Below are 24,409 nucleotides of genomic sequence, written 5' to 3' on the forward strand. Positions count from 1 at the left end.
CCCCCCGGCTCTAGCTGCGGTCGTTCTTGGTATCGATGCTCGGCTGGACGGACATGCCGGGACGCAGGTCGCCGTTTGCGGCGGCGTCACCGTCGAGCACGATCTTCACGGGAATGCGCTGGACGACCTTGGTGAAGTTGCCGGTTGCGTTGTCAGGCGGCAGTAGCGCGAATTCCTGGCCGCTTGCCGGCGCGAGGCTGTCGACATGACCGTGGTAGATGCGGCCCGGGAACATATCGACCTCGATATCCACCGGCTGGCCGGCCTGGACGTCGGTGAGTTGCGTTTCCTTGTAGTTGGCGATGACATAGGCAGCCCTCGTCGGTACGACCGACATCAGCTGAGTGCCGGCCTGGACATATTGCCCGACGCGCAGCGTCCGGTTGCCGACGGTGCCGTCGACAGGGGCGGTGATCGTTGCATAGGAAAGGTTGAGCTCGGCCTGATGCTGGACGGCCTGGCTGCGTGCAAGGGCGGCCTTTGCCTGGGCCAGTTCGGCGTTCAGCAGATCGACCTGCTTGACGGCGGCGTCGAGTGAGGCGGTGTCACGGATGATGGTGGCCTGGGCGGCAGCGATCTGCGAGGCGGCCTGCTGCGCTGTCTGAACCGGGGCATATCCGCTGGTGGCAAGGTTCGCATAACGCTTGTTGTTCTGCTCGGCAAAGGTCTCGTTGGCGCGGTCGACATCGACGGTCGCGCGGGCCGCAGCAATCGTCGACTGCTGGATATCGAGCGAAGCCTGCTTGGCGTTGACGGTGGCTTCCGCGGCGGCGACATCGGCCTCGGCCTGATCGAGAGCCGCCTTGAAGTCGCGGTCGTCGATGCGGGCGAGCGGCTGTCCGGCCTTCACCGTCTCGTTATCCATGACGAGAACCTCGGCAAGATAGCCGGAAACCTTGGGGGCGATGGTGCTGTTGTCGGCCTTCACATAGGCATCGTCTGTCGAGATATGGAAGCGGCCGACCGTCCAGTAATCATGGCCGTAATAGGCGCCGGCGGCGATCAGCACGAGCGCGGTAGCGCCGAGAAGCAGGGAGCGACCGCCGCGCCTGCGGGCGGGCGTTTCCTCGGCAACGGTGGCGGCAGCTTCCGCGACGCGCGGCGGCTGGCCGGCGTCCAGGCTTGCCGGTGCGGCTTCGGCAGTGTCTTCGAGCGCGGTATTGTTGTTCAAGGCATGCAGCGTCTTGATGGTCATTGTCTTTCTCCTGATGACGGTCGCCGTCACTTGGGCTGCGGCCTCTGAATTCGAATGAAATGCACTTTAGGAAACTTGATGTTTTCCAAAATATGTATTAGAAAAGGGATGTCAATAAAAATTTGGAAAATTCTGATGGTCCAAAATCACGAAATCGAGAAAAGGCCGCGAGGACGACCGCAAGTCCGCTGCGACGAGGATACGAGAAGCGTGATCATCGAGGCGGCGAACAGGCAGTTCCACGAGAATGGTTATGCCGCGGCAAGCATCGCTGCGATCGCACAGGAGGCCGGTGTTTCCACAAAAACGCTCTACCGCCTGTTTCCGACGAAAGGAGATCTCTTTTCAGAGATGATCACGGAGCGTACCGAGCGTTTTTTGTTGGCGCTCGATCCCGGCACACTCGCCGTGGCCGATCTCAGGCAGGGGTTGGAACGCATGCTGATGGCCTATGGCATGCTGACGCTCTCGATCGATACCATCGCCATGACCCGGCTTGTCATCAGCGAGTCTGACCGGTTCCCCGAGATCGCCAACGCCTTCTATGAAAGGGCGGTCGTCAGAACCAATACACTGATGGAGAACTGGCTGCACAAGCAGATCGATCGTGGACTGATTGCGCTTGATGATCCGCATGCTGCCTGCGGCATGCTGCGCGGGATGATGATTATGGAGCCGCAGCGTGCCGCGATGCTGCGCCAGGAGCCGCCGCCGAAGATCGACACGATTGCGGCTCGGGCGAAGATGTGCACCGATCTATTCTTGAAAGGTTGCGCGCTCTGAAGCATCGCTCGGGCTTCAGGGCGCCATGATTTCGTTAGAGCAATTCCAGCAAAAGTGCGCGGGAGTATTGCGTCCATCCTCAGTTCGGCGGAGCGCCCAGCGCATGCAGGATGCCGCGCAGTTCGGCGAGGCCGCGCATGCGGCCGATGGCCGGGTAGCCTGGCGTGACGACCTTGTCGAGATCGTCGAGCATGCGATGGCCATGGTCCGATCGGAACACGATGGTGTCTTCGGGACTGCGGCGGCGGTCTTCCGCGACCAGTTCGCTGAGAACGGCGACCATATCGACGTCGCCTTCCAGATGCGCGCTTTCATGGAATGTCCGGCCGTCACCCTCGCGCGTCGTGGCGCGCAGATGGGCAAAATGGATGCGCGAGGCAAAGCGTCGGGCGATCGCCGGCAGGTCGTTTTCGGCGCGCACGCCGAGGCTGCCGGTGCAGTAACACATGCCGTTCGCCACCGACGGCACAGCATCGAACAGAGCGGCATAGTCGTCCGCCGTCGAGGCGATGCGCGGCAGGCCGAACAGCGAACGCGGCGGATCGTCTGGATGCAGCGTCAGCTTGACACCGCGCGCTTCGGCAGCCGGCGTCACCGCCTCCAGGAATTCTATCAGGTGCCGACGCAGTCTTGCGGCATCGATACCACTATAGGCGACGAGCTTTTCCCGGAAGGCCGGAATGGTCAGCGGTTCGGTGGTCGATCCCGGCAGAGCCGAGGTGATAATGCGGGTGATGTCGGCGACCTCGTCGTCCGTCATCGCCTCGAAGACGATCCGCGCCCGTTCGCGGTCTTCGCTGGAATAGTGCTGCGCCGCATCCGGCCGTTCCAGGATGAAGAGATCGAAGGCTGCGAAGCGTTCATGATCGAAGCGCATGGCGGTGGCACCCGTCGGTGTCACGAAATCGAGTTCGGTGCGGGTCCAGTCCACCACCGGCATGAAATTATAGCAGACGATCGGAATGTCACAGGCGGCGACCGCTTCGAGGCTGGCGATCCACGCCTCGATTTCGGCCTTCGCCTCGCCGCCTTTGCGCTTGACGGCGTCGGGGATCGGGATGCTCTCGACGACCGACCAGACGAGCGGCGAGCGGTCGCCGGGCGTCGTCTCGATCAGAGACTGGCGCTCGCGCACTTCCTTCTCCATCCAGGCCCTGCCGATCGGCACCTGATGCAGTGAAGAGACGATATTCGTCGCACCCGTCTGGCGGACATCATCCAGCGTCACCGGCGCTTCCGGTCCGAACCATCTCCAACCCTGTCGCATCCTTCTTCCTTCCCTCGCTTTTCGTTTCGTGTTGGCCTGCCGTCAGCAGAAATAATCAGGGTAACGCGCGCGCAACTCGCCGACATCGGGAATGACGGCACTCAGATGATGGGTCATCGCGCTGCGTGCCGCCGCCGCATCATGAGCGGCGAGCGCATCGCGAATGATCATGTGTTCCTGCACGACATTATCCGTGCGCCCAAGGACCGGCAACGTCAGGCGCCGTGCCCGGTCGATCTGCACCTTGACCGTTTTCAGGATTGCCCAGATGCCGGGATAACCCGATATCTGGGTGATCGCCTCATGGAAGGCCTCGTCCTCCTCATGGAAGCTCGAGGCATTGCCGGTCGCAGCATGCGCCCGCTGCCTTGCAATGATGGTATCGAGACGGGCGATATCGGCAGCGGTCGCGGTCAGAGCCGCAGCCTCGACGGTCGTGCCTTCGAGCGCCTTGCGCACGACGACCGCCTCAGGGATCGCCGAGACCGGCACCCGCGACACGACAGTGCCCGACTGCGGGTAGATATCGACCAGTCCGCCTTCAGAAAGCCGGAGCAGCGCCTCGCGCACCGGCGTGCGGCTGACGTCGAAATCATCGGCGATCCGTTTTTCCTGCAGCAGCATGCCGGGTGGCATCCGCAGCGACACGATGTCGGCATAGAGGCGATCGTAGATGGCGCCGGCCGTGGTGATACGGCGCAGCCTGCCCCCGACCTCCCGCGACGTCGGGGCTACCACGTCAGCTTCTGATGCCTGGCGCATGACATACCGGGACGTTAAATGTTTCTGGCATACTAGTATATCAATTTTATCGCCCTGCCAAGACACGCCGCAGCCGAGTGATGTTATGACATCGCATCTGGAGATTCAGCGCATGGGACGGGCATTACGGTGTAAGCGCTGATGAACGGCATAGGCCTCGCGGAATCGGAAGCCCGAGGCGCTCTTTGTTTGGAACTTAGATCGGCCAAGTTGGTTGAGATCCGCAAGGAGACCCTGATGAAGAAGCCAGCACGACGCAAGACAAGCGAAAATACGGCTGACGGCGGCCGGCCGGAAGCTCTACCCACTGCGGACGCAGGCGCACGGAAGATGGCTCGGCGAGCCGCAAACGAAATCGACAGGCAGAGCGGCGGGTTGCCAGCAGCCGCCCGCGAGGAGGAGATCCGAAAAAGGGCATATTCCCTGTGGGAGAAGGAAGGGAGACCGGAGGGCAAGCACGGGCATCACTGGACCCTGGCTGAACATGAACTCGATGCACAGCAGGATGAAGGTGACAATCCTCCAAACCTCGCAGCACTGCGAGAGGCCTCGCGCCAACATACCGATGCATTCCTCGTCAAGACAGATCTTGAGGACGCCGATCAACGCGAAGCCTCCCCCGGCACGCGCGAGCAGGATTGAACCTTCCGCCTCGCGCCAATCTCAGAGCTCGTTTCATTCAGAAAGGTCCCCGACATGACCGACAAACAGAACTTGAACGCCGGATTCACCGGAACGCCCACTGAGCAGCCGGAGGGATTGACTAAGGTCGCGAAGTCGGCAGCCAAAGAGATGAAACGTGAGGCTTATGCCGTCGCCCTCGGTGCTAGACAGCACCCGCGCACCGCAAGCGCATTGCTGCTCACCACCGGCATTGTCGCATTCGGGCTGGGATATCTCCTTGGTCGATCATCGGCGGAAGGTTCGACACGCCCATATTGGCGATAGCCGCCGCCGCTCACTTCAACGAGGCGCATGCATCGCTTCTTCGACTGCCCGTGCGGATCCCGATGCGATGTTGCCGCTTCTCTCCGGCGGCACGCCCGCCGGCCGTTGAACGAAGCCCACCTCAGACGTGTTTTCTGTTGAAGTTGGCCTTACCGTCGCACCCATTTGCCACCTATCATCGAACAGAACCACGTCTGTCCGGGCGCCTGTTGCCGGAATACCACGTCGAATAAAGCCATAGATTGCACGCTCATCACAGCTTGACAGCTGTGATGACGATCCTTAGCGAGGCAGCATCGACACGGTCAGGACCGGCAAAGTGAATTATTTCAGACAACTCAAGATGGCAGTGCTTCATCGGGGGGATGAGGCCGGAAGCGCACTCGACCGAAACAACCGCGTTGCCGTCTTCCTCTTTGCAATCCTTCCAGGGCTTTCGCCGAACTTTAACTCCTTCATCCTCCTCGCGTCCATGGTGTGGGGCATCTACTGTCTGGCGACGGGCCGCCTCGCCTTGGACCTGTCGAAATCCGACCGGCTGGTTGCCATTGGCATGTCGATCTACCCGTTGGTGATGATCGCCAGCATCTTCATCAATCCGCCTTACTCCGAAGTACCGGACTGGATATTCCGGCTCCTGCCTTTCTTTTCGGTCTGGCTGATATTGCCGCGAATGCGCCAATCTCCCGATGGCCGTCTCGTGCCGCTCTTTATCCTCGGCGCGGGCATTGGCATGATCGTCACCTTTCTTTTCAGTCTCCTACAGATCATGTTTCTGATGGAGAGGGCAGAGGCTGGGACGTCGAACGCTGCACTCCTGGGCGTGATAGGTATTCTGTTCGGCGGCATTGCGCTTCTCAACATTCAATCTCCCAGAAGCGTCGAGCAAAGAATTGCGATATTGGGATATGCCGCGGGTCTAGGCTGCGTCCTGCTTTCCGGAACGCGCTCGGCCTGGCTGGTCATTCCCATCCATATCGTCATCTTCCTCTGGTATTTTCGCAAACACAGCTTCCATCTGAGTTTGCGCAGCCTCGCCATTACCAGCTCCTTGCTGTTGGCGGGACTTGTCACCCTGGGCAGCGGCCAGATCCTCCATCGCATCCAGGCGCTTCAGGAAAATCTGACATCGCTCGAACGCACCGACGGCGAGATCACGTCGCTCAGTGCGCGGTTCGCCTTGTACAAAGGCGCACTATCGGCAATCAGTAAGGACCCGTTGACTGGTTATGGCCCGCAAAACCGGATGGCTTCGGTTTTGGCAGAGCTGCCCGATAACATAAGGCCGCAGCTGCCTTACTCGCATGTCCACAACGGCTTCCTGACCGCGGGAATCGACGCCGGCGTTTTCGGCATTGCGGCACTTTCGCTGATGCTGCTGACGCCCGTGATAGGCGCGTTGAGAAAAGAAGCGGGACCGGGCCGGGATTTAGCTATTGCGCTCGCTCTTTTGCTTGTCAGCAGCTACGTCATAACGGGCAGCTTTGGCATCATGTTCAATCAGAAAGCTTTGGATCCGATCTTCGCCTACATGGTCGCCCTTATTTGTGCGGATCGCGGCAGCACGGGCTTTGCGCCCGTCGTTCGGAGCTGACGTCCGGCACCCCTTGAGCCTGCAACCCTACAGCGTGCTTTGAATTGTCTGAGGTAGCCGTATTGGCTCGGCGCCGGTGAAAGCCAGGTCCGAGACCTCACCCGTTGACGAATAGCCGGAAACAAGCTCCGCCAATGTCGCACGTGCAGCGATCATATCGTTCCGGTCCAATGCCGCGTTGAGCGCGTTGAGCCTTCGCGACAACTCTGGCCAGGACAGGAAATCCTCGCGCGCCTTCATAATCCGAGGATGTTCGGTTGTTTCTGGATTATCCCCGATCAACAGCTCTTCAAAGAGCTTCTCGCCGGGCCGAAGTCCGGTAACGGACAGCTCGATATCGCCTTCGGGATTGTCTTCGTCGCGGACGGCCAGCCCGGAAAGCTCCACCATCTTGCGGGCGAGATCGGCGATGCGAACCGGCTCTCCCATGTCGAGCAGGAAGACATCTCCGCCCTCGGCCATCGCGCCGGCCTGTATGACAAGTTGAGAAGCCTCCGAAATGGTCATGAAATAGCGGGTTATGTCAGGATGTGTCAGTGTCACCGGACCGCCTTCCTTGATCTGCTGCCGGAAAAGCGGCACGACGGATCCGGAGGAGCCGAGGACGTTTCCGAAACGGACCATGGAGAAATTCGTTCGGATTCTGTCGACAGCCGATTCCGCCGCAAGCGCCTGCAGAACCATCTCCGCCAGCCTCTTGCTGGCGCCCATCACATTTGTCGGACGCACGGCTTTGTCTGTGCTGATCAGCACGAAATTCGAGACGCCGCATTTACTGGCCGCACGTGCCGCGACCAGCGTACCCATCACATTATTTTTGATGCCTTCCACGGCATTGTGTTCGACAAGGGGAACATGCTTATAAGCGGCGGCATGATAGAGCGTCTGAGGTCGCCAGCTCTGCATGACATGTTCCATGCGATCTTGATCGCGGACGGAACAGAGGATCGGGACGATCTGCATATTTTCATGCTTGTACAGTTCGGCGAGTTTCTGCAATTCGGCATGGATATTATAAAGCGCAAACTCGTTCTGATCGATGAGGATGAGGCTGGAAGGCCCGGTGCGCAAAATCTGACGACATAACTCGCCGCCGATCGAGCCGCCGGCACCGGTGACCATCACCACCTTGTTGCGCATCGACTTGTCGAGTAGCTCCTGGCGCGGCGCGACCGCTTCTCTTCCCAGCAGATCTTCGATCTCCAGCTCTCGGATGTCGGAGACGGCGACGCGTCCCTGAGCCAGGGCAGTGAGATCCGGCAACGTGCGAACATTGACCCTGGCTTTACGGATGTGCTCCAGGATTTCATTGCGACGCTGCCGCGATGCGGAGGGAAGAGCAAGAAGCACGTTGTGCACGCCGAGAGATTCGGCAAGCACCGGAAGATCCGAGGGGTCGTAGATCGGCAAACCGCCCATGACGCCGCCCTTGAGACGCGGATCATCATCCAGATAGCCGACGACATTGAGTTCGGCACTGTTGATCAAGGCGCCGGCCAGTTGCCGCCCGGCCGTCCCTGCCCCGTAGATCAGCACCTTGGCGAGCATATTCTTGTGAAGGATGCGCTGGTAGGCATCCCCGAGCCAGTAGCGGATACTCAACCTCGACAGCCCGATCGCAATCAACAGAAGGAAGGGCTGGAGGATGCCGACGGTTCTCGGAACACCGGGGACGCTGAGTGCTGTAAATATCGTCATGAAGGCGACGCCGTAGATCGCAATCGCCTTCAGAACAGTAATGAAAGCAGCCATATTGGCATAACGGAAGATCGCCCGATACATGCCCATGACGATGAAGATGGGAAGGGCCATGCACAGCGAAACGAAGACCGGCAACCACTGGACGCCGGTCAGCACCGTCCATTCGTTTAGGCGGAAACAATAGGCCAGCCAGATCGTCAGAACACAAAAGCTGGAATCCAGCAGCAAGGCCAGAGCGCGTTTGGCAACCCGCGGCATCGCCAGCAGAGGGGCGACGAGCGCTTGCATCGGCATTAAGAACCATCCTGAGCGCGGCGTCTCAGTGGGAGTATTTTCAGGCATTGCTAACCAGCGTCTCGCAGATCAATAGACAACCACCTTCTTGTCGCTTTCTGCAACGAGCGCAACTGAAATAATCGGAAATCACGGTCTTCCGCACCGACTTATCTATCAGAAGTAGGTAACTTAATGCCGTATGCCCTTACGGCGGATGACCTTCTCTGCGGTCAGAAACAGGATGCGTATGTCGAAGCCGAACGAGCGCCGCTCGAGGTATTCGACATCGAATTTCACCTTCTCCGGAATCGGCAATTCGTCCCGGCCATTGATCTGCGCCCATCCCGTCAGTCCGGGCAGGAGCTTGTCGACACCATGGGTCGTCCGCAACTCTATCAGATCATATTGATTGTAGAGTGCCGGCCGTGGGCCGACGAAACTCATCCTCCCCTCCAGAATGCACCAGAGCTGCGGCAGTTCGTCGAGGCTGGATTTGCGCAGAAACGAACCGATGGGTGTTAGAAACCGATCCGGATTTTCGAGCAGATGTGTGGCAACGGTCGGTGTGTCGACGCGCATGCTGCGAAATTTCGGCATCATGAAGATCTGATTGAAACGGCCGACACGTTTTGACCAATAGAGGATCGGTCCCGGCGAGGTAAGGCGAACACAAAGAGCGACGACAAGGATTGGAACGAGCAGGATCGCCAATGCGATCAAAGCCAAGAAAAAATCCACCCCCCGTTTCAAACCCATGCTCCGCTGTTCTTCCGCCTTACCGACCGACCATCCGCCATTCGCGCTGTTGCGTATCGTCAAAAAGCGTTTCGCGTCAACTGCAGGGATGGGGTGTTCTCCATCGAGCGACGTGGACGCCCACTCACTTGCAGATGCCGCATCGCCTCGCAGACTTTCGTCAGGTTCCCTAACCCACTGATCCAAAAGCAAGAAGACATCAGTCAGAAGTTATCTCGGCCTTTATTTCCGTTACACTCCGTTAACCATAACAAACCCGCGTCAGGCGGATCACGAAGCGAATTCATCCTGTCTTCCCCCTTATCGGCGAATTGCTGCGGGCAAGGGCCATCAACATCGGTCCGATGGCGAACTCCCCTTTCTCGGCGCGTCGTGTCAGGTCGCGCAGATAACCGCCGGCGGAGTTGATATGCCCTGCCCTTTCGAGGACACAGGCCATGACAGTGGCCGCATTTTCAGGTCCCATGATCTCGCAGGCCTGCTCGTAGGCCGATGGGCTGACGCCGAGCATCGAACGAACGACCACAGCCGCGGCCATCAGCTCGCGCCATGTGCCGACTGAGCCTTGCGGACCATAGGCTGCGATTTCCGGGCAGGCCTGCAGCACCAGCCCCAGCGGGAAGGATTTGAGCGCACCGTTGGCAGCGGAGGTAGAACTTGCGGCCGGCACACGCCCACTCTTCTCTTCATCTTTCTGTATTCGGACTGTCGGTTCGGCTCGATCTGCCGATCGATCATCCGCCGTTGCGGCCTGCTTCATTTCAGAAGCTGGTTCAAGTTCAGTGATGGATTGTGGGTTTGAATTCTGTATGTGCCGCTCATAATGTCGGGCATTGCCGCTTTGATTTTGAACTTTAACCTGCATTTCCAACTGATTGGTGATTTCTTCGCGCAGCAGCTCCAATTCGTCGAGTGCGTCGGCGACCTGTTCGGCGGAAGGCGACCGTGGCAGCCGCTCGACAACACTGCGAAAATGCAAGTGGACCCGGCTCCAATCGCCGGTGGCGCCCTCCTCCAATGCCATCTCGATGAGCTTGGCGATATCGCGCCGGCAAAGCGTCAAGCGTTCTCTGAGCCGCTGCAGGTGCAACCGTTCCGCAACCACCTCCGCCGCCAACCGCTCGATTTCCTCAGCGCGCACGAGCAGCGGCGCCAGCGAAAAACCGAATGCCTCGCGGATCTCGCCACCTTGCTCCTTGCGGGCGTAGCGCTTGCCGTTCGGGCTGTCCTTGCGGATCAGCAGCCCGGCTTCGATCAGGGTCGCCAGATGGCGACGGATCGTCTGCTCCGCCATTCCATGCGCGCGTAGCGAGAGTTGTGCATTGGAAGGGAACACCACGAGCCCGTTTTCCTCAGAGAGCTCTCCCTTGGGATAAAAGCTCAACAAGGCGTTCAAGATAGCGAGCGCCCGGTCGGTGATGCCGAGCAGCGGCTTGGCCTCGCACAGCGCACGATAGAGTTTCCACTTGTCGATAGATTGGCCGGGCTCGATTTCTCGAGCAGCCGCCTGGCTTGCTAACATGCCAAGCGTCATCGGCCGCCGCCCGAAGGGCGTCGTCACATTTCCGCTTTCCATTTTCTTCGCCTTCTTCAAGGCAAAAGATCACGGCTCACCAAATTCGGTGCCAAAGACTCTTGACTATGATTCGCGGAAATGTGATTCTCTGGGTGTCTAGATCAGAGAGGGCTTCCGCGACGGCAACGTTCGGGGGCCTTTTCTTTTGCTTATTGATCTCCGTTCTTCGTCAAATCCTGTGTCTTCTCGAACGCCTCGTAGAGACGATCCAGATTGCTGGCGATGTAGGCTCCAAAGGCAGACGCCTTCTCCGCCTTCAGCGCGATGGTGAACTGTTTCCCGTCATCCTTGATCTTCGCCTTGACCGCACCGTCCTGGCGCTGCCAGGCGTGAGCGGCGGGCTGAAGCGCCGCTATCGATGAAGCCTGTTGTTGCCGCCTGCTGATGAAGGCAACCAGCATATCGAAACGGGCATCCGGCTCCGCCGTCCCGAATTCCGCCGATCTGGTGAACTCGATCGCTCGTGCGGCAATGTTTTCGGTCTCGAATTTCACGGACAGATCGTGCCAACGATCACGGCCGGTGGTCTTGGCCGCACCGATGGCGGTCAGGACTTCGGCTGGGATCCGCTTGGTGACGGACAGCATCTTGGAAACCGTCGTCTTGTCGGCGCTGAGTGCTGACATGATCGTTTCCCTGTCGAAGCCCAACGTGTCGAGCTTGTCAGCAAACATCGTCCTTTCGATGAAGGAGAGATCGGCGCGTGCCGAATTCTCCTGGCCCTGCGCAATGACATGGTCTCGATTGTCAAGTTTCTTGACCACGGCACGGACAGGTCGACCGAGTTCCTTGGCGGCCCGGGCGCGACGGTGGCCGAAGGCGATCTGATATCGGCCGTCCTTCTCAGGATGCGGACGGACGAGGATCGGCGAATCCTGGCCACGCAGGCGGATAGCCTCGACCAATTCGCGAAACTGTTCGTCGGTATGCGCCAGCCGGTCGGTCACGAAGGAATCTTCGATCAGGGCAGGGTCGAGATCAATCACCGTCTCACCGGTCGCCAGCTTCTCCTCGATCGCTTTGGCGGCATCGGCCTTGGCAGCCAGCGCGTCGATACTGCGCGTCACGGCACCGAGAGCGCCGATTCCCTTATAGGTGATCTGCTGCTTCTCGTCCCTGTGGAGCGGTTCGTCCTCATTGTTTACCGCAGTAAACTTCTTGGAATCGTCCATCAGACCCGAAAGGAGATTCTTACGCGCCATCAGCCAGCTCCTCGTCCCAGTTTACCGCAGTAAACTTCTCGGTCATTTCCGCCCCCAAGCCTTATGGATGAGATCGGCGATCTCGGTGTTGACGGCATCCATCGCCTCCATGGCGCGGTCATAGGTCGCGCGGGTAAACTGGTTCCGCTCGACTTCGTAAAGCGTCTGGTTGGTCATTGCCGCATCGGAGATCGCGACGCTCCGCAACATTGGATTGGTAAGCACATGGTTCTTGAACATCGAGCGCATGAAGGCGACCATTTGCGTCTGCGGCCCGTCCTGCGGATCGTAGCGGGTGACGAGATAACGCAGCCAGTCGAGATTCATATTGCCACCGGCGCCTTTCAGTGTGTTCAGCACCTCGCCGAGCATCTGCAGAAATTGGCACATCGACATCACGTCGAGCATCTGAGGATGAACGGTGATCAGAACTGCCGTTGCGCCGCAAATGGCGCTCATGGTCAAGAAGCCGAGCTGGGGAGGGCAGTCGATGATGACCACGTCGTAATCGTCGGCGACTGAGGACAGCGCCTCGTCCAGCCGCGCGAAGAAGACGCGTCCATAGTCACCCGCCTTGCCCTGAGCAAGGACGCGCGGCGTATCGTGCTCGAATTCCATCAGTTCGAGATTGCCCGGCACCAGATGAAGGTTCGGGAAATTCGTCGGACGGATGATCTCTCTCAGCGGACGCCGCTGATCGTCATAGCGAATGGCGGCGTAGAGCGTCTCATTCTCGTTGACGTCGAACTCCGGCTGAAAACCGTGAATGGCGGAGAGAGAGGCCTGCGGATCGAGGTCGACGGCAAGGACACGGTGACCCGTCAGGGCAAGGTGCTGGGCAAGATGTGCTGCACTCGTCGTCTTGCCGCTGCCACCTTTGAAGTTGACGACCGCAACGACCTGCAGATGTTCGTTGCCGCGGCGATGACGGATATAATGCGTTCCAGCGCGGGCATTGTGCTCCAGGAAGCTGCGCATCTCTTCCATTTGCTCCGCCGTATAGGATCGACGGCCCGACGGCGTGACCTGGGGAAGGGCGCCTTTGCCTTCCAGCGACAGGTTGCGAAGATAGCCGCTGGTGACACCGAGGAAGCGCGCCGCCTCGGCAAGCTGAAATTCCCTCAGGCCCTTCAATGCACGCGGCGGAAACATCTCGAGCCGATGCTGCTTCAACTTGTCGGACAGTTCCTGCGCCTGACCAATAATCAGCTGGTCGACATCGGAAATTGCTTTTTCTATCTGCGGTGCCATATTCATGGAAATCTCGAAAATGCGATTTAAAAGCCCTACGTGCTGTGAAACCGCATTTAGCGCCGATTCTGGAGGAGTGGCAAGGCAAATAGGGTTAACAAGACCCTACCGCCAGGTTGTCCAATCTTTTTCAAAGGCTTGAACATGCCGCCCGGGCGGCCGCTGTCGAAGCAGCAATCACGCATTTGCCGGCCGACTCGCAAGAGCAGGCCGCGCAACCGGCATCATAGCCGATCGGATACGTCGGAATCGAGATGTCGTGCGTGCACAGCTCTTTGAAATACCGCGATGGGCAAAGCACCTGGACAGTCCGTGACTGTTCGGCGCCGCGTGGCGGAGAACCGTCCTGATTTTCCGCCTGGGGAGGGGACACGCCGTTTCTGTCGAGGTCCTGCAGCAGAGCGCCGAGCGCAAGATCCAGGCGATAGGCGGCGAATTCAGCACCCAGCTCGGCGCCGTCCTTCGAATAGCGATCCAGCAAATACCAAAATCGCAAGCAGACCCTTTCGGGAAAGGCCACTGGTTGTCCGGTCGGCTCGCCAGGCGCAACGCTGCGATACTGGCCTATTCTCCGCGCGGGAGGGTTATATCCGCTCCGGAAGCTCCCGATGTCAGACCGCGACTTTCCGCCTGCGCCATCGCCTTCACCAGCGCGATGACCGTTTCGCGGATATTGCTGTCGGCGATCTTTAGAAAGGCGCGGTTGAGCACCAATCCCTCTTTCGTCCGCAGGAATTCGGCGACCGGATCCATATTCGCGGATAGATCCAGCCCTTGCAGCGTCAACGGCTCGGAATTCTCCTGTTCGAAGAAGAAGCTCGGCGACGTGTGTAGCACCTCGGCGATCCGCTGCAGCCGGCTCGCGCCGATGCGGTTGATGCCCTTTTCGTATTTCTGAACCTGCTGAAAGGTCACGCCGATCTGCTCGGCAAGCCGTTCCTGGCTCATCCCGAGCAACTGCCGGCGCATTCTGATGCGCGCTCCGACGTAGCTGTCTATCGCATTCGCTGTCTTGACATTCATCGTGTGTGTTCAGCCTCGATCGCATTTTCAATCGGCGCAGCTGTAGTATCCCCCGCACCGGTTTTCCATGGTTGTTTTCATATAGCGTAGTGGATATGCGACGATCGCGACTGACTGTGATATGAAAGCCCCCGTCCAGAAAGACGTGAAAGCACGCAGAAATCACTCGGCGGAAGCGCAAATCGGACAAAAGCCGTACCAATACGGATAAAACTGGGCTGTAATTGTGTGGCGGCTTACGTTAAATGCAGTTCTGCGACCGTCGCACGAGAGTCTTCCCAGCCCCGATCGCCCGAAAATCCATTGAACAAAAGCGACGTCGCACGGCACCGGTCGTGCCTGTGCAGGAGAACTATTGATGGCAGCCGTTGCCGAGAGCGCGCCCCGTTTCGAAAAAACAACGATGTCTATCCTGATGGCGGTCAGCTTCTGCCACATGCTGAACGACATCATGCAGTCGCTGCTCGCCTCACTCTATCCGCTGTTCAAGGCGAACTACGATCTCGATTTCGTGCAGATCGGTCTCCTGACCATGACTTTCCAGGTCACGGCTTCGCTGCTGCAGCCGCTGGTCGGCGTCGTCACCGACCGCTGGCCGATGCCCTATTCCCTGCCGGTCGGCATGGCGAGCACCTTTTGCGGCCTCATCCTGCTCGGCAATGCCGGCAGTTTCGCCCTGCTGCTGGTTGCCGCAAGCCTTATCGGCTTCGGCTCGGCGGTCTTCCACCCCGAATCTTCGCGCGTTGCCCGTCTTGCCTCCGGCGGTCGCCACGGTTTCGCGCAATCCTTCTTCCAGGTCGGCGGCAATGCCGGCCAGGCGATCGGTCCGCTGCTTGCCGCCTTCATCGTGCTGCCGCTCGGTCAGCACAGCGTCTCCTGGTTCGCCGCCATCGCCATGGTCGGCATGGTCGTGCTGAGTTGGGTCGGCAACTGGTACATCAGCCACAGGCGTGAGAATGCCAGCAAGCCGGCAGTGAGCCGGACCCTGCCGCTGCCGCAGAACAGGGTTATCTGGGCGCTTGCGATCCTAGTGCTGCTGACGGCGACAAAGAATGTCTACATGGCCAGCGTGTCGAGCTACTTCACCTTCTATGTCATCGACAAGTTCGAACTCGGCGTGCAGCAGGCGCAGCTGATGCTATTCCTGTTCCTCGGCTCGGTCGCCGTCGGCACCTTCCTCGGCGGGCCGATCGGTGACCGTTTCGGTGCCCGTTTCGTCATCTGGTTCTCGATCCTCGGCGTCATTCCTTTCGCCTTGCTGCTGCCCTATGCCAACCTCTTCTGGACGGGCGTGCTCAGCGTCGTCATCGGCCTGATCTTCGCGTCGGCCTTCTCGGCGATCGTCGTCTTCGCGCAGGAACTGGTGCCTGGGCGCGTCGGGCTGATTGCCGGGGTCTTCTTCGGCTTCGCATTCGGGGCAGGGGGGCTTGGTGCAGCACTGCTCGGGAGTTTCGCCGATACCCATGGCATCGATTTCGTCTACCGCATCTGCTCCTATCTGCCGCTGCTCGGTCTCCTGACGGTCTTCCTGCCGCGTATTCCCAAGCAGAAACCAGTCTGAGGCGACATCGCTTTTAGACAATCGATCGAGCCGGAATGTCACCGACACTCCGACTCGATACATCATGCGGTTTTGCACGTCGCCATCGCCCACAGGCACGAACGTATTTTTCTCCTCCTATGGGGAAGAGGGATCACCATTCCTTTAATCCACTATTTTTATAGATAATATTCATCCAATAATGACGTCGGTCTCGGCACGATATTGGAAGGAAATGGCATGTCTGCTCACAAACTGGTCGGCCTTGCGGGTAGTTTCAACCGCCCCTCGAAGACGTTTGCGCTTGTCGAAAACATCGCCGGTCTCGCCGCCGAGAAATACGGCTTCGACAACACCATCTACGATTTGACTGATGTCGGCCCCTCGCTTGGCCAGGCGCTGCGCCGTGACGATCTCGACAGTCGCGCCAGGGAAGTCATCGACGACATCGTCAATGCCGATGTGCTCGTCATCGGAGCGCCGACTTACAAGGGCAGCTATCCCGGCCTCTTCAAGCATCTGATCGACTTGATCGACCCGCATGAGCTGCGCGCCAAGCCAATCATCATCACTGCGACCGGCGGCGGCGACCGCCATGCGCTGATGGTCGAGCACCAGCTCCGCCCGCTCTTCGGTTTTTTCATGTCTCACACGCTGCCGACCGCGGTTTACGCGTCCGACCGCGACTTCACGGATTACCGTGTGTCGTCCGATCCACTTTCCAAGCGTATCGGGGAGGTCATCGGCGAGCTCGCAGCCTTCTTTCCCAGCCGGAATCAGGCACTTATCGCTGCCGAGTGAAGAGCGTCGGGATAAGCTTGAAACGGCGCCACGGAGGCGCCGTTTTCATTTTTAGAACATCTCACGAGCCGCAATTAATCCACAAAATTGATGGAAATTTATCCTGCCGATATCGATGGCAGGGCAAGAGTTTTTCTGGCCCTTCCTCCACATCAGACATTCGTGCTTCGCTCCCGATCCGTGCATTTGCCATGATCTACCTGCTCGGGGCGTTCGGCCTCATTCAGTCAGACGGGATATACAATGACCAAGAACAAAAATCTTCACGGCTTCCACCTTTCGCGCCGGGCGGCTCTTGCCGCCATCGCCGTTTCGGCGGCCGCAGTCTTTTCCTTTGCAGCACCCGCTCCTTCCTTTGCCGAGGACAAGTCGATCAAGGTTGGCATCATGGCCGGTGAGGAGGAGGATATCTGGCGCGTGGTCGCGAGCGAGGCGGGCAAGAAGGGTCTCAAGATCGAGACCGTCATCTTCAACGACTACACCCAGCCGAATGAAGCGCTGGAGCGCGGCGAAATCGACGCCAACGCCTTCCAGCATCAGCCCTATCTCGACAACCAGATCCAGCAGCACGGCTATCACATCGTTCGCGTCGGATATACCGGGGTCTGGCCGATCGGCCTTTATACCAGGAAATACAAGTCCGTTGCAGAGATCCCGGAAGGTGCCGTCATCGGCGTACCGAACGATCCCTCGAACGAAGGCCGTGCGCTGCGCGTTCTCCAGAACGAAGGCCTGATCAAACTGAAGGATGGCACCGGTATTCTCGCGACCGTCGCCGACGTCACCGACAATCCGAAGAAGATCGAGATCAAGGAACTCGACGCCGGCATCGTCGGCCGTTCGATCGACGATCTGGATGCGGGTATCGTCAACACTGACTGGGCGCTGAAAAGCGGTCTTTCGCCGGCCGAACGCATCGCCCAGGAGCCGATCGACGACAATCCTTACCGCAACTTCATCGCCGTCAAGGACGACAACAAGGATGCCGAATGGGTCAAGACGCTTGTGTCTTCTTATCAGAACGACACCGTCAAGGCCGAATTCGACAAGGTCTACAAGGGGACGGGTCTCAGCGCCTATTGATCCAAGAGAGGGCCGGGGTTAAGGCCTGCCGAGAGGCGGTCCGGGCGTCCTCTGCCCGGACCGCCTTCAGTATTTGTAAGGAAAACCACATGAATTCCCTTGTTTCCACCGCGCTGATCGAAGCACAGTCGCAAGCGGCGGCTTCCGAAGAGGTGGTGAGACTGACCGACGTGAAGCGACGGTTCGGAGCGACTGCAGCCCTCGACGGTATTTCGCTGACGGTGAAGAGAGGTGAGATCCTCGGCATCATCGGTCGCAGCGGCGCCGGCAAATCGACGCTGATCCGCTGCCTGAACGGCCTGGAGCGCGCCGATAGCGGCGAGATCCTGATCGAAGGCCGAGATATCACCGGCCTTTCCGAACAGGAACTGCAGCCGCTGCGCCGCCGCATCGGCATGATCTTCCAGCATTTCAATCTGCTTTCCGCCAAAACCGTCGAAGAAAACGTCGCGCTACCACTGAAGATCGAGGGGCTTGCAAAAAGCGAGCGCCTGAGACGAGCGCATGAGCTGCTCGAACTCGTCGGCCTTGCCGACAAGGCCAAGGCCTATCCCGCATCGCTGTCCGGCGGCCAGAAACAACGCGTCGGCATCGCCCGGGCGCTGGCCGCACGCCCGGCACTGCTGTTGTCCGACGAGGCGACATCGGCGCTCGATCCGGAAACGACCCGGTCGATCCTGGCATTGCTGAAGGACATCAACCGTAAGCTCGGACTGACCATTCTGCTCATCACCCACGAGATGGAAGTGGTACGCGGCATTGCCGATCGCGTCGCGGTCATCGATGCCGGACGGATCGTCGAGGAAGGGCAGGTCTGGTCGGTCTTCGCCAATCCGCAGGCTGAAATCACCGGGAGCCTGCTTGGTGGCATCCGTCCGCAGCTTCCTGAGCATATCGCCGGCCGGCTGTCGGCTGCGGCGGGCAGCGAAGCGATCCTCAGCGTCGATCTCGCCGGGCCACAGGCGCAGGGCGCGCTATTTGCCGAACTCTCGGCAGCATTGCCGCATTCCTTCCGCCTCGTGCATGGCGGCATCGACCATATCCAGAACCAGCCGGTGGCGCGGTTCTTCATCGCCGTTCCCGCGCGCGACCCCGCGCTTGCCGGAAAGGTCGAACAATTCCTGACGGCCCGGTCCGCCCGGGTGGAGGTGCTTGGTTATGACACCGATCATGCTTGAACTGCTTATTCGCTCCCTTTGGGAGACGATCCTGATGACCCTCGCCTCGGGATTGATCTCGCTCGTCGCCGGCCTGCCACTCGGCCTTGCCTTGGTTGCGACGGCGCGCGGCGGCATCGCCGAAAACCTCTGGATCAATCGCGTGCTTGGCGCAGTCATCAACGGCTTTCGCTCAGTGCCTTTCATCATCCTGCTGGTGGCGCTGATCCCGCTGACGCGGCTGATCGTCGGTACCGCGCTCGGGACCTGGGCAGCCATTGTGCCGCTCGCCATCGCCGCAACACCTTATTACGCCCGCATTGCGGAAGTGTCGCTGCGCGAGGTCGACCGCGGGCTGATCGACGCCGTGCGCGCCATGGGCGGCAACCGCTGGACGATCATCCGCGAGGTACTGGTGCCTGAAGCACTGCCGGGCATCGTCGCCGGTTTCACCGTCACGCTGGTGACGCTGATCGGCGCCTCGGCCATGGCGGGCGCGATCGGTGCCGGCGGCCTCGGCGACCTCGCTATCCGCTATGGTTATCAACGTTTCGAAACCAGTGTGATGATCGCGGTGGTGGCCGTCCTCATCGTGCTCGTTTGCGGCATCCAGTGGCTTGGCGACCGGCTGGTTGCCAGGCTGGACCACCGATAAATCAGCGCCGGAACTGGGCGGCGGGATGGGCGGCGGGCAATCTGCCGTCCCCGCCGCCGAAAAGCTTCTGCCGCAAGGGTCCTGCAGCATAGTCCGCCTTGAAGACGCCGCGCTCCTGCAGCACCGGAACGACGAGGTCGATGAAATCGCGCAGGCTTTCCGGCGCCACTGTCCGCGCCAGATTGAAGCCGTCGATGCCACCCTCTTCGATCCATGTCGTGAGATGATCGGCGATCCGGTCGGGCGAGCCCACCATCGGCTTCATTCGGCTGCCGAGTACCATCTGGTCGATGATGTCACGCAGCGTCACCGGTTTTGGCGCCTGTTTCGTGATGGCGGCCAACGCCGACTGATTGGCGTTGGTCGAACTCTGGTCGATGACGTCGTCCAATCCATACTTCGAAAAGTCGATACCGACGGAAGCGGAGTAATGCGCAAGCGAGGCCTCGACGCTCGCATGGCGGCGGTACTCCTCCAGCTTGTCGCGTGCTTCCTTCTCCGTCCGCCCGACGACGACGGTGACCAGGCTCAGAATTTTGAGTGCGTTGGCGCCGCGTCCGAATTCCTCCGCCTTTGCCCGCAGCGCGTCGACGGTCGGCTTGGCCGCCTTGGGATTCGGGCCGGCGATGAAGACGCATTCGGCGTGACGCGCGGCGAAATCCTGCCCGCGCGCTGAGGCGCCGGCCTGGAAGAGCAGGGGCGTGCGCTGCGGCGAGGGCTCGGAAAGATGGATGCCTTCCATCCGGTAATATATGCCGTCGTGACGGACAGTGCGCACTTTGGAGGGATCGGCATAGGTGTCGGCCGCCTTGTCGCGCAGCACCACATCGTCGTCCCAGCTCCCTTCCCAGAGCTTGTAGAGGATCTCGAGATATTCCTCGGCCGCATCGTAACGCGCATCATGTTCCGGCAGCTTGTCGAAACCCATGCTGCGGGCCGCACTGTCGAGATAACCGGTAACGATGTTCCAGCCGATCCGCCCCTTGGTCAGGTGATCGAGCGTCGACATGCGCCGCGCCAGCAGGAAGGGCGGCTCGTAGGTGGTGTTGACGGTGACGCCGAAACCTAAGTGTTTGGTGACGTAAGCCATCGCCGAAATCGGGATCATCGGATCATTGACCGGGATCTGCACGCCCGTCTCGATCACCGGCGCCGGGCTATCCTTATAGACGTCATAGACACCGACGATATCGGCTAGGAAGATGCCGTCCAGCTTGCCGCGTTCGGCGGTCTTGGCAAACTCCGTCCAGTAGTCGAGATCGGTATAATGCGCTGAGCGATCGCGCGGATGCGTCCACAGGCCGTGGTTGATGTGCCCGACGCAGTTCATGTCGAAGGCATAGATCTGCATTGTCTTCATCGGACGGGTCCAGAGCTAGGAATAAAAATCAAGGATTTGTATCGCACGGCGATCCTGTGAAATGGTAGGGTGCGGATGAAATAAGCCGGAGGAAAGGCATGACGAAAAAGACGCTGTCGGATTGGGCGGAACTGGCGCAGAAGGAATTGCGCGCCTCGTCCGAAACGCTGACCTGGCAAACGCCGGAAGGCATCGCCGTCAAGCCGCTCTATACGGCCGAGGATATCGAAAGCGCCGACCACCTCGGCTCGCTTCCCGGTTTTTCACCCTTCACCCGCGGCCCGCGGGCGACGATGTATGCCGGCCGGCCCTGGACGATCCGCCAATATGCCGGCTTCTCGACGGCAGAGGAATCGAACGCTTTCTATCGCCGCAACCTGGCCGCCGGCCAGAAGGGCCTGTCGGTCGCCTTCGATCTCGCGACCCATCGCGGTTATGACAGCGACCATCCCCGCGTCGAAGGCGATGTCGGCAAGGCCGGTGTGGCGATCGACAGCGTCGACGACATGAAGATCCTGTTCGACGGCATTCCGCTCGGCGACATGTCGGTGTCGATGACGATGAACGGTGCCGTCATCCCGATCCTCGCTTCCTTCATCGTGGCCGGCGAGGAGCAGGGCGTCTCGCGGGCCGAGCTCTCGGGGACCATTCAGAACGATATCCTCAAGGAGTTCATGGTCCGCAACACCTATATCTATCCGCCGGAACCCTCGATGCGGATCGTTGCCGACATCATCGAATATACGGCAAGGGAGATGCCGAAATTCAACTCGATCTCGATTTCCGGGTATCACATGCAGGAGGCGGGTGCGACGCTCACACAGGAACTCGCCTTCACGCTGGCGGACGGGCGCGAATATGTGCGTGCGGCCATTGCCAAGGGTTTGAACGTCGATGATTTCGCCGGAAGGCTCTCCTTCTTCTTCGCGATCGGCATGAATTTCTTCATGGAGGCGGCGAAACTCCGCGCCGCACGGCTGCTGTGGAGCCGGATCATGGAGGAGTTCCAGCCGAAGAAGGCTTCCTCGCTGATGCTGCGCACCCATTGCCAGACCTCCGGCGTCTCGCTGCAGGAACAGGACCCTTATAACAACATTATCCGCACCGCCTTCGAGGCGATGTCGGCCGTGCTCGGTGGCACGCAGTCGCTGCACACCAACTCCTTCGACGAGGCAATCGCGCTGCCGACGGAATTTTCCGCCCGCATCGCCCGCAACACGCAGCTCATCCTCCAGCACGAGACCGGCGTTACCAAGGTGGTCGACCCGCTCGCCGGCTCCTATTACGTTGAAAGCCTGACGAAGGAGCTTGCCGACAAGGCCTGGGCGCTGATCGAGGAGGTGGAAGCACTCGGCGGCATGACGAAGGCCGTCAATGACGGCCTGCCGAAACGGCTGATCGAGGAAGCGGCCGCGCGCCGCCAGGCAGCCGTCGACAAGGGCGAGGAGGTCATCGTCGGCGTCAACCGCTACAGGCTCGACAACGAACAACCGATCGACATTCTGGAGATCGACAATAGCGCAGTACGCAAAGCGCAAATCAGACGTATCGAGGAAACCAAGCGGCGCCGCGACGGCAACGTCGTACGCGAGACGTTGGCCGCCCTGGCGGAAATCGCCCGGAGCGGCAGGGGCAACCTGCTCGAAGCCGCGATCGAGGCCGCGCGAGCCCGCGCCACCGTCGGCGAGATATCGGACGCCATGCGCGAAGCCTTCGGCGACCATGCCGCTACGACTGAGGTCATCACCGGCGTCTACGGTGAGGCCTACGAAAATGAGCCGGAACTCGCCGTGCTCAAGACTCGCATGACGGAAGTGACGGAAGCCATGGGGCACCGGCCGAAGATCATGGTCGCCAAGCTCGGTCAGGACGGACACGACCGAGGCGCCAAGGTGATCGCCTCGGCCTTCGGCGATATCGGCTTCGATGTGCTCGCCGGTCCCCTTTTTCAGACTCCGGAGGAAGCCGCCGACGTCGCGCTCAGCGAAAAGGTCAATGTCGTCGGCGTTTCGTCATTGGCGGCCGGTCACAGGACGCTGCTACCACAGCTGATCGACAGGCTGAGGGAACAGGGCGGTGATGATATCATCGTCGTCTGCGGTGGTGTGATCCCGCGGCAGGACTATGAATTCCTGCACGAACACGGCGTCGCAGCCGTGTTCGGCCCGGGGACGAACGTTCTCGAGGCGGCAAACTCCGTTCTCGATCTGCTGCAGGGCAGACGGAGAAATCAGTAGCTTAAGCATTTCCAGGAAAAGTGCGAAGCGGTTTGCTGCCCGGAAACGCGCAAAATCAAAGAGTTAGAGCAGTCCGCGCTTTGCCAGATTGCTCATCAGCGCCGAAATGCCGAAGGTCCAGGGCGGGCATTCGGTGGAAAGGCGCACGGTGTTGACGAGCGCGCCGAGGCCTGATGAGGAAATCTCGACGACATCGCCAATCTTGTGGGTGAAGCCTTGCTTCGGCGCGTCGCGGTCCTGCGTCGGCGCAAACAGTGTGCCGAGGAAAAGCATGAAACCATCAGGATACTGGTGATGGGCGCCGACCGTCTGTTTGACGAGATCGGTCGGGTCACGGCTGATCTGTGACATCGAACTCTTGCCGTGCATCACGAAACCGTCCTGGCCTGACACCTTCAGGTCGAGTTCGGCCTTGCGTACATCATCGAGGCTGTAGCCGGCATCGAACAGGCGGATGAAAGGACCGATCGAGCAAGAGGCGTTGTTATCCTTGGCCTTGCCGAGCAGCAGTGCCGAGCGGCCTTCGACGTCGCGCAGGTTGACGTCGTTGCCGAGTGCCGCCCCCTTGATCTCGCCGCGGCTGTTGACCGCGAGCACGATCTCCGGCTCGGGATTGTTCCAGGTGGAGATCGGATGCAGGCCGACATCCGCACCCCAGCCGACAGAGGAGAGCACCGGCGACTTGGTGAAGACTTCGGCATCCGGCCCGATACCGACCTCGAGATATTGCGACCACATGCCCTCGTCGATCAGCGCCTGCTTGACCTTCGCGGCCTCCGGCGAACCAGCCTTCAGATTGGTGAGGCTGCCGCCGATCAGCGTGCTGACACGCTCGCGGATTGAGGCCGCACGCTCCGGACTGCCGGCCGCCTTCTCCTCAATGACGCGCTCGATCATCGACTGCGCAAAGGTAACGCCGCAGGCCTTGACTGCCTGCAGGTCGACAGGCGCTAGGAGATAAGGGCGCGTTTGATCCGGAGCTCCGGTACTATTGGCGGCGATGTCCGCCAGCGAGCCAACCGCCTTGCCGCTTGCTGCACGGACGAAATCAGCAGTGTCCTGCCGCTCGAGCAGCGCGCTCAGCGTCGGCGCCTCGCGCGAGGTGATGTCGACCAGCACCGCCTCCCTAAGCGTCACGATGCTTGGCCCGGCAACCTCGGGACTCCAGGCGCGACCGACAAAAAGACCATCCGAAGCGACGACATCGAGCAGAGGTTGAGACATGGTGATCTTCCGTCAAAG

At 60.0% G+C, this 24,409-nt stretch carries 22 protein-coding genes; 10 read left to right on the forward strand and 12 right to left on the reverse strand.

Translation table 11 applies throughout. The features are described from left to right. Positions 1 to 10: 10 nt before the first annotated feature. Positions 11 to 1,195, reverse strand: coding sequence for an HlyD family secretion protein (locus tag G9X68_RS27920; RefSeq protein WP_171605142.1), 1,185 nt, complete (start codon positions 1,193 to 1,195; stop codon positions 11 to 13). Positions 1,196 to 1,330: 135 nt separating this feature from the next. Here G9X68_RS27920 and G9X68_RS27925 point away from each other — a divergent pair, with 135 nt between their 5' ends. Further along, positions 1,331 to 1,978, forward strand: coding sequence for a TetR/AcrR family transcriptional regulator (locus G9X68_RS27925; protein ID WP_171605143.1), 648 nt, complete (start codon positions 1,331 to 1,333; stop codon positions 1,976 to 1,978). Between the two features lie 79 nt (positions 1,979 to 2,057). Here the strand turns inward: G9X68_RS27925 and uxuA are convergent, their stop codons facing one another. Together uxuA and G9X68_RS27935 are read right to left on the reverse strand one after the other, a co-directional pair. Continuing rightward, positions 2,058 to 3,245 carry a mannonate dehydratase gene (gene uxuA, locus G9X68_RS27930; RefSeq protein ID WP_171605144.1) on the reverse strand — a complete coding sequence of 396 codons (1,188 nt, stop codon included), beginning with the start codon at positions 3,243 to 3,245 and terminating at the stop codon, positions 2,058 to 2,060. Positions 3,246 to 3,287: 42 nt separating this feature from the next. Then, positions 3,288 to 4,007, reverse strand: a complete 720-nt coding sequence (locus tag G9X68_RS27935; RefSeq protein ID WP_171605145.1) for a GntR family transcriptional regulator — start codon at positions 4,005 to 4,007, stop codon at positions 3,288 to 3,290. A 237-nt stretch (positions 4,008 to 4,244) separates the two neighbouring features. Between G9X68_RS27935 and G9X68_RS27940 the strand changes: the two genes are divergently transcribed. From G9X68_RS27940 to G9X68_RS27950, 3 genes are all read left to right on the forward strand, one after another. Beyond that, complete coding sequence (locus G9X68_RS27940; RefSeq protein ID WP_171605146.1) at positions 4,245 to 4,649, forward strand: DUF2934 domain-containing protein; 405 nt, start codon at positions 4,245 to 4,247, stop codon at positions 4,647 to 4,649. Between the two features lie 54 nt (positions 4,650 to 4,703). After that, positions 4,704 to 4,955: a hypothetical protein gene (locus tag G9X68_RS27945; RefSeq protein WP_171605147.1), complete on the forward strand. Its 252-nt coding sequence runs from the start codon at positions 4,704 to 4,706 to the stop codon at positions 4,953 to 4,955. A gap of 319 nt (positions 4,956 to 5,274) precedes the next feature. Then, complete coding sequence (locus tag G9X68_RS27950) at positions 5,275 to 6,549, forward strand: O-antigen ligase family protein (RefSeq protein ID WP_171605148.1); 1,275 nt, start codon at positions 5,275 to 5,277, stop codon at positions 6,547 to 6,549. A 27-nt stretch (positions 6,550 to 6,576) separates the two neighbouring features. Here G9X68_RS27950 and G9X68_RS27955 read toward each other — a convergent pair whose 3' ends face one another. From G9X68_RS27955 to G9X68_RS27985, 7 genes are all read right to left on the reverse strand, one after another. Next, complete coding sequence (locus tag G9X68_RS27955; RefSeq protein ID WP_171605149.1) at positions 6,577 to 8,592, reverse strand: polysaccharide biosynthesis protein; 2,016 nt, start codon at positions 8,590 to 8,592, stop codon at positions 6,577 to 6,579. A gap of 123 nt (positions 8,593 to 8,715) precedes the next feature. After that, on the reverse strand, positions 8,716 to 9,282 hold the full coding sequence (locus tag G9X68_RS27960) for a sugar transferase (protein WP_171605150.1): 567 nt from the start codon (positions 9,280 to 9,282) through the stop codon (positions 8,716 to 8,718). A gap of 283 nt (positions 9,283 to 9,565) precedes the next feature. Then, complete coding sequence (gene repC, locus G9X68_RS27965; RefSeq protein WP_171605288.1) at positions 9,566 to 10,858, reverse strand: plasmid replication protein RepC; 1,293 nt, start codon at positions 10,856 to 10,858, stop codon at positions 9,566 to 9,568. Positions 10,859 to 11,007: 149 nt separating this feature from the next. Continuing rightward, on the reverse strand, positions 11,008 to 12,060 hold the full coding sequence (repB, locus tag G9X68_RS27970) for a plasmid partitioning protein RepB (protein WP_171605151.1): 1,053 nt from the start codon (positions 12,058 to 12,060) through the stop codon (positions 11,008 to 11,010). A 42-nt stretch (positions 12,061 to 12,102) separates the two neighbouring features. Next, positions 12,103 to 13,317 (reverse strand): plasmid partitioning protein RepA, encoded by a 1,215-nt coding sequence (repA, locus tag G9X68_RS27975; RefSeq protein ID WP_171605152.1) that lies wholly within the window; start codon positions 13,315 to 13,317, stop codon positions 12,103 to 12,105. Positions 13,318 to 13,441: 124 nt separating this feature from the next. Next, a complete protein-coding gene (locus G9X68_RS27980) occupies positions 13,442 to 13,831 on the reverse strand; it encodes a hypothetical protein (protein ID WP_171605077.1) in 390 nt (129 codons plus the stop codon). A 44-nt stretch (positions 13,832 to 13,875) separates the two neighbouring features. Next, the gene (locus G9X68_RS27985) at positions 13,876 to 14,334 is read right to left on the reverse strand and encodes a helix-turn-helix domain-containing protein (protein WP_171605153.1); all 459 of its coding nucleotides are present in this window, start codon (positions 14,332 to 14,334) and stop codon (positions 13,876 to 13,878) included. A 358-nt stretch (positions 14,335 to 14,692) separates the two neighbouring features. Here G9X68_RS27985 and G9X68_RS27990 point away from each other — a divergent pair, with 358 nt between their 5' ends. The 5 genes from G9X68_RS27990 (at position 14,693) to G9X68_RS28010 (ending at position 19,570) form a co-directional block, all read left to right on the forward strand. Then, positions 14,693 to 15,895 (forward strand): MFS transporter, encoded by a 1,203-nt coding sequence (locus G9X68_RS27990; protein ID WP_171605154.1) that lies wholly within the window; start codon positions 14,693 to 14,695, stop codon positions 15,893 to 15,895. 219 nt (positions 15,896 to 16,114) lie between these two features. Continuing rightward, a complete protein-coding gene (gene msuE / locus G9X68_RS27995; protein WP_171605155.1) occupies positions 16,115 to 16,675 on the forward strand; it encodes an FMN reductase in 561 nt (186 codons plus the stop codon). A 243-nt stretch (positions 16,676 to 16,918) separates the two neighbouring features. After that, positions 16,919 to 17,758, forward strand: coding sequence for a MetQ/NlpA family lipoprotein (locus G9X68_RS28000; protein WP_171605156.1), 840 nt, complete (start codon positions 16,919 to 16,921; stop codon positions 17,756 to 17,758). 89 nt (positions 17,759 to 17,847) lie between these two features. Beyond that, the gene (locus G9X68_RS28005) at positions 17,848 to 18,936 is read left to right on the forward strand and encodes a methionine ABC transporter ATP-binding protein (protein WP_171605157.1); all 1,089 of its coding nucleotides are present in this window, start codon (positions 17,848 to 17,850) and stop codon (positions 18,934 to 18,936) included. Further along, positions 18,917 to 19,570: a methionine ABC transporter permease gene (locus G9X68_RS28010; protein WP_131665573.1), complete on the forward strand. Its 654-nt coding sequence runs from the start codon at positions 18,917 to 18,919 to the stop codon at positions 19,568 to 19,570. Before G9X68_RS28005 ends, G9X68_RS28010 begins: the two co-directional genes overlap by 20 nt. A gap of 1 nt (position 19,571) precedes the next feature. Here the strand turns inward: G9X68_RS28010 and G9X68_RS28015 are convergent, their stop codons facing one another. Then, complete coding sequence (locus tag G9X68_RS28015; RefSeq protein WP_171605158.1) at positions 19,572 to 20,930, reverse strand: LLM class flavin-dependent oxidoreductase; 1,359 nt, start codon at positions 20,928 to 20,930, stop codon at positions 19,572 to 19,574. A 98-nt stretch (positions 20,931 to 21,028) separates the two neighbouring features. Between G9X68_RS28015 and scpA the strand changes: the two genes are divergently transcribed. Then, positions 21,029 to 23,167, forward strand: coding sequence for a methylmalonyl-CoA mutase (gene scpA / locus G9X68_RS28020; protein ID WP_171605159.1), 2,139 nt, complete (start codon positions 21,029 to 21,031; stop codon positions 23,165 to 23,167). 63 nt (positions 23,168 to 23,230) lie between these two features. Here scpA and G9X68_RS28025 read toward each other — a convergent pair whose 3' ends face one another. Next, positions 23,231 to 24,391, reverse strand: a complete 1,161-nt coding sequence (locus G9X68_RS28025; protein ID WP_171605160.1) for a fumarylacetoacetate hydrolase family protein — start codon at positions 24,389 to 24,391, stop codon at positions 23,231 to 23,233. Between the last annotated feature and the right edge of the window lie 18 nt (positions 24,392 to 24,409).

Origin of the sequence: Rhizobium changzhiense (genome assembly GCF_013087625.1) — a bacterium.
In the GTDB taxonomy this organism is placed as follows: Bacteria; Pseudomonadota; Alphaproteobacteria; order Rhizobiales; family Rhizobiaceae; genus Rhizobium; species Rhizobium sophorae.

What these genes read in the sequence shown, in the direction of transcription:
- G9X68_RS27945 (WP_171605147.1), top strand. Translation starts at nt 4,704, where the DNA reads ATGACCGACAAACAGAACTTGAACGCCGGATTCACCGGAACGCCCACT.
- G9X68_RS27955 (WP_171605149.1), bottom strand. Translation starts at nt 8,592, where the DNA reads ATGCCTGAAAATACTCCCACTGAGACGCCGCGCTCAGGATGGTTCTTA.
- repB (WP_171605151.1), bottom strand. Translation starts at nt 12,060, where the DNA reads ATGGCGCGTAAGAATCTCCTTTCGGGTCTGATGGACGATTCCAAGAAG.
- scpA (WP_171605159.1), top strand. Translation starts at nt 21,029, where the DNA reads ATGACGAAAAAGACGCTGTCGGATTGGGCGGAACTGGCGCAGAAGGAA.
- G9X68_RS27990 (WP_171605154.1), top strand. Translation starts at nt 14,693, where the DNA reads ATGGCAGCCGTTGCCGAGAGCGCGCCCCGTTTCGAAAAAACAACGATG.
- repC (WP_171605288.1), bottom strand. Translation starts at nt 10,858, where the DNA reads ATGGAAAGCGGAAATGTGACGACGCCCTTCGGGCGGCGGCCGATGACG.
- G9X68_RS27925 (WP_171605143.1), top strand. Translation starts at nt 1,331, where the DNA reads ATGGTCCAAAATCACGAAATCGAGAAAAGGCCGCGAGGACGACCGCAA.
- G9X68_RS28000 (WP_171605156.1), top strand. Translation starts at nt 16,919, where the DNA reads ATGACCAAGAACAAAAATCTTCACGGCTTCCACCTTTCGCGCCGGGCG.
- G9X68_RS27920 (WP_171605142.1), bottom strand. Translation starts at nt 1,195, where the DNA reads ATGACCATCAAGACGCTGCATGCCTTGAACAACAATACCGCGCTCGAA.
- uxuA (WP_171605144.1), bottom strand. Translation starts at nt 3,245, where the DNA reads ATGCGACAGGGTTGGAGATGGTTCGGACCGGAAGCGCCGGTGACGCTG.
- G9X68_RS27985 (WP_171605153.1), bottom strand. Translation starts at nt 14,334, where the DNA reads ATGAATGTCAAGACAGCGAATGCGATAGACAGCTACGTCGGAGCGCGC.
- G9X68_RS28010 (WP_131665573.1), top strand. Translation starts at nt 18,917, where the DNA reads ATGACACCGATCATGCTTGAACTGCTTATTCGCTCCCTTTGGGAGACG.
- repA (WP_171605152.1), bottom strand. Translation starts at nt 13,317, where the DNA reads ATGAATATGGCACCGCAGATAGAAAAAGCAATTTCCGATGTCGACCAG.
- msuE (WP_171605155.1), top strand. Translation starts at nt 16,115, where the DNA reads ATGTCTGCTCACAAACTGGTCGGCCTTGCGGGTAGTTTCAACCGCCCC.
- G9X68_RS27935 (WP_171605145.1), bottom strand. Translation starts at nt 4,007, where the DNA reads ATGCGCCAGGCATCAGAAGCTGACGTGGTAGCCCCGACGTCGCGGGAG.
- G9X68_RS28015 (WP_171605158.1), bottom strand. Translation starts at nt 20,930, where the DNA reads ATGAAGACAATGCAGATCTATGCCTTCGACATGAACTGCGTCGGGCAC.
- G9X68_RS27940 (WP_171605146.1), top strand. Translation starts at nt 4,245, where the DNA reads ATGAAGAAGCCAGCACGACGCAAGACAAGCGAAAATACGGCTGACGGC.
- G9X68_RS28025 (WP_171605160.1), bottom strand. Translation starts at nt 24,391, where the DNA reads ATGTCTCAACCTCTGCTCGATGTCGTCGCTTCGGATGGTCTTTTTGTC.
- G9X68_RS28005 (WP_171605157.1), top strand. Translation starts at nt 17,848, where the DNA reads ATGAATTCCCTTGTTTCCACCGCGCTGATCGAAGCACAGTCGCAAGCG.
- G9X68_RS27960 (WP_171605150.1), bottom strand. Translation starts at nt 9,282, where the DNA reads ATGGGTTTGAAACGGGGGGTGGATTTTTTCTTGGCTTTGATCGCATTG.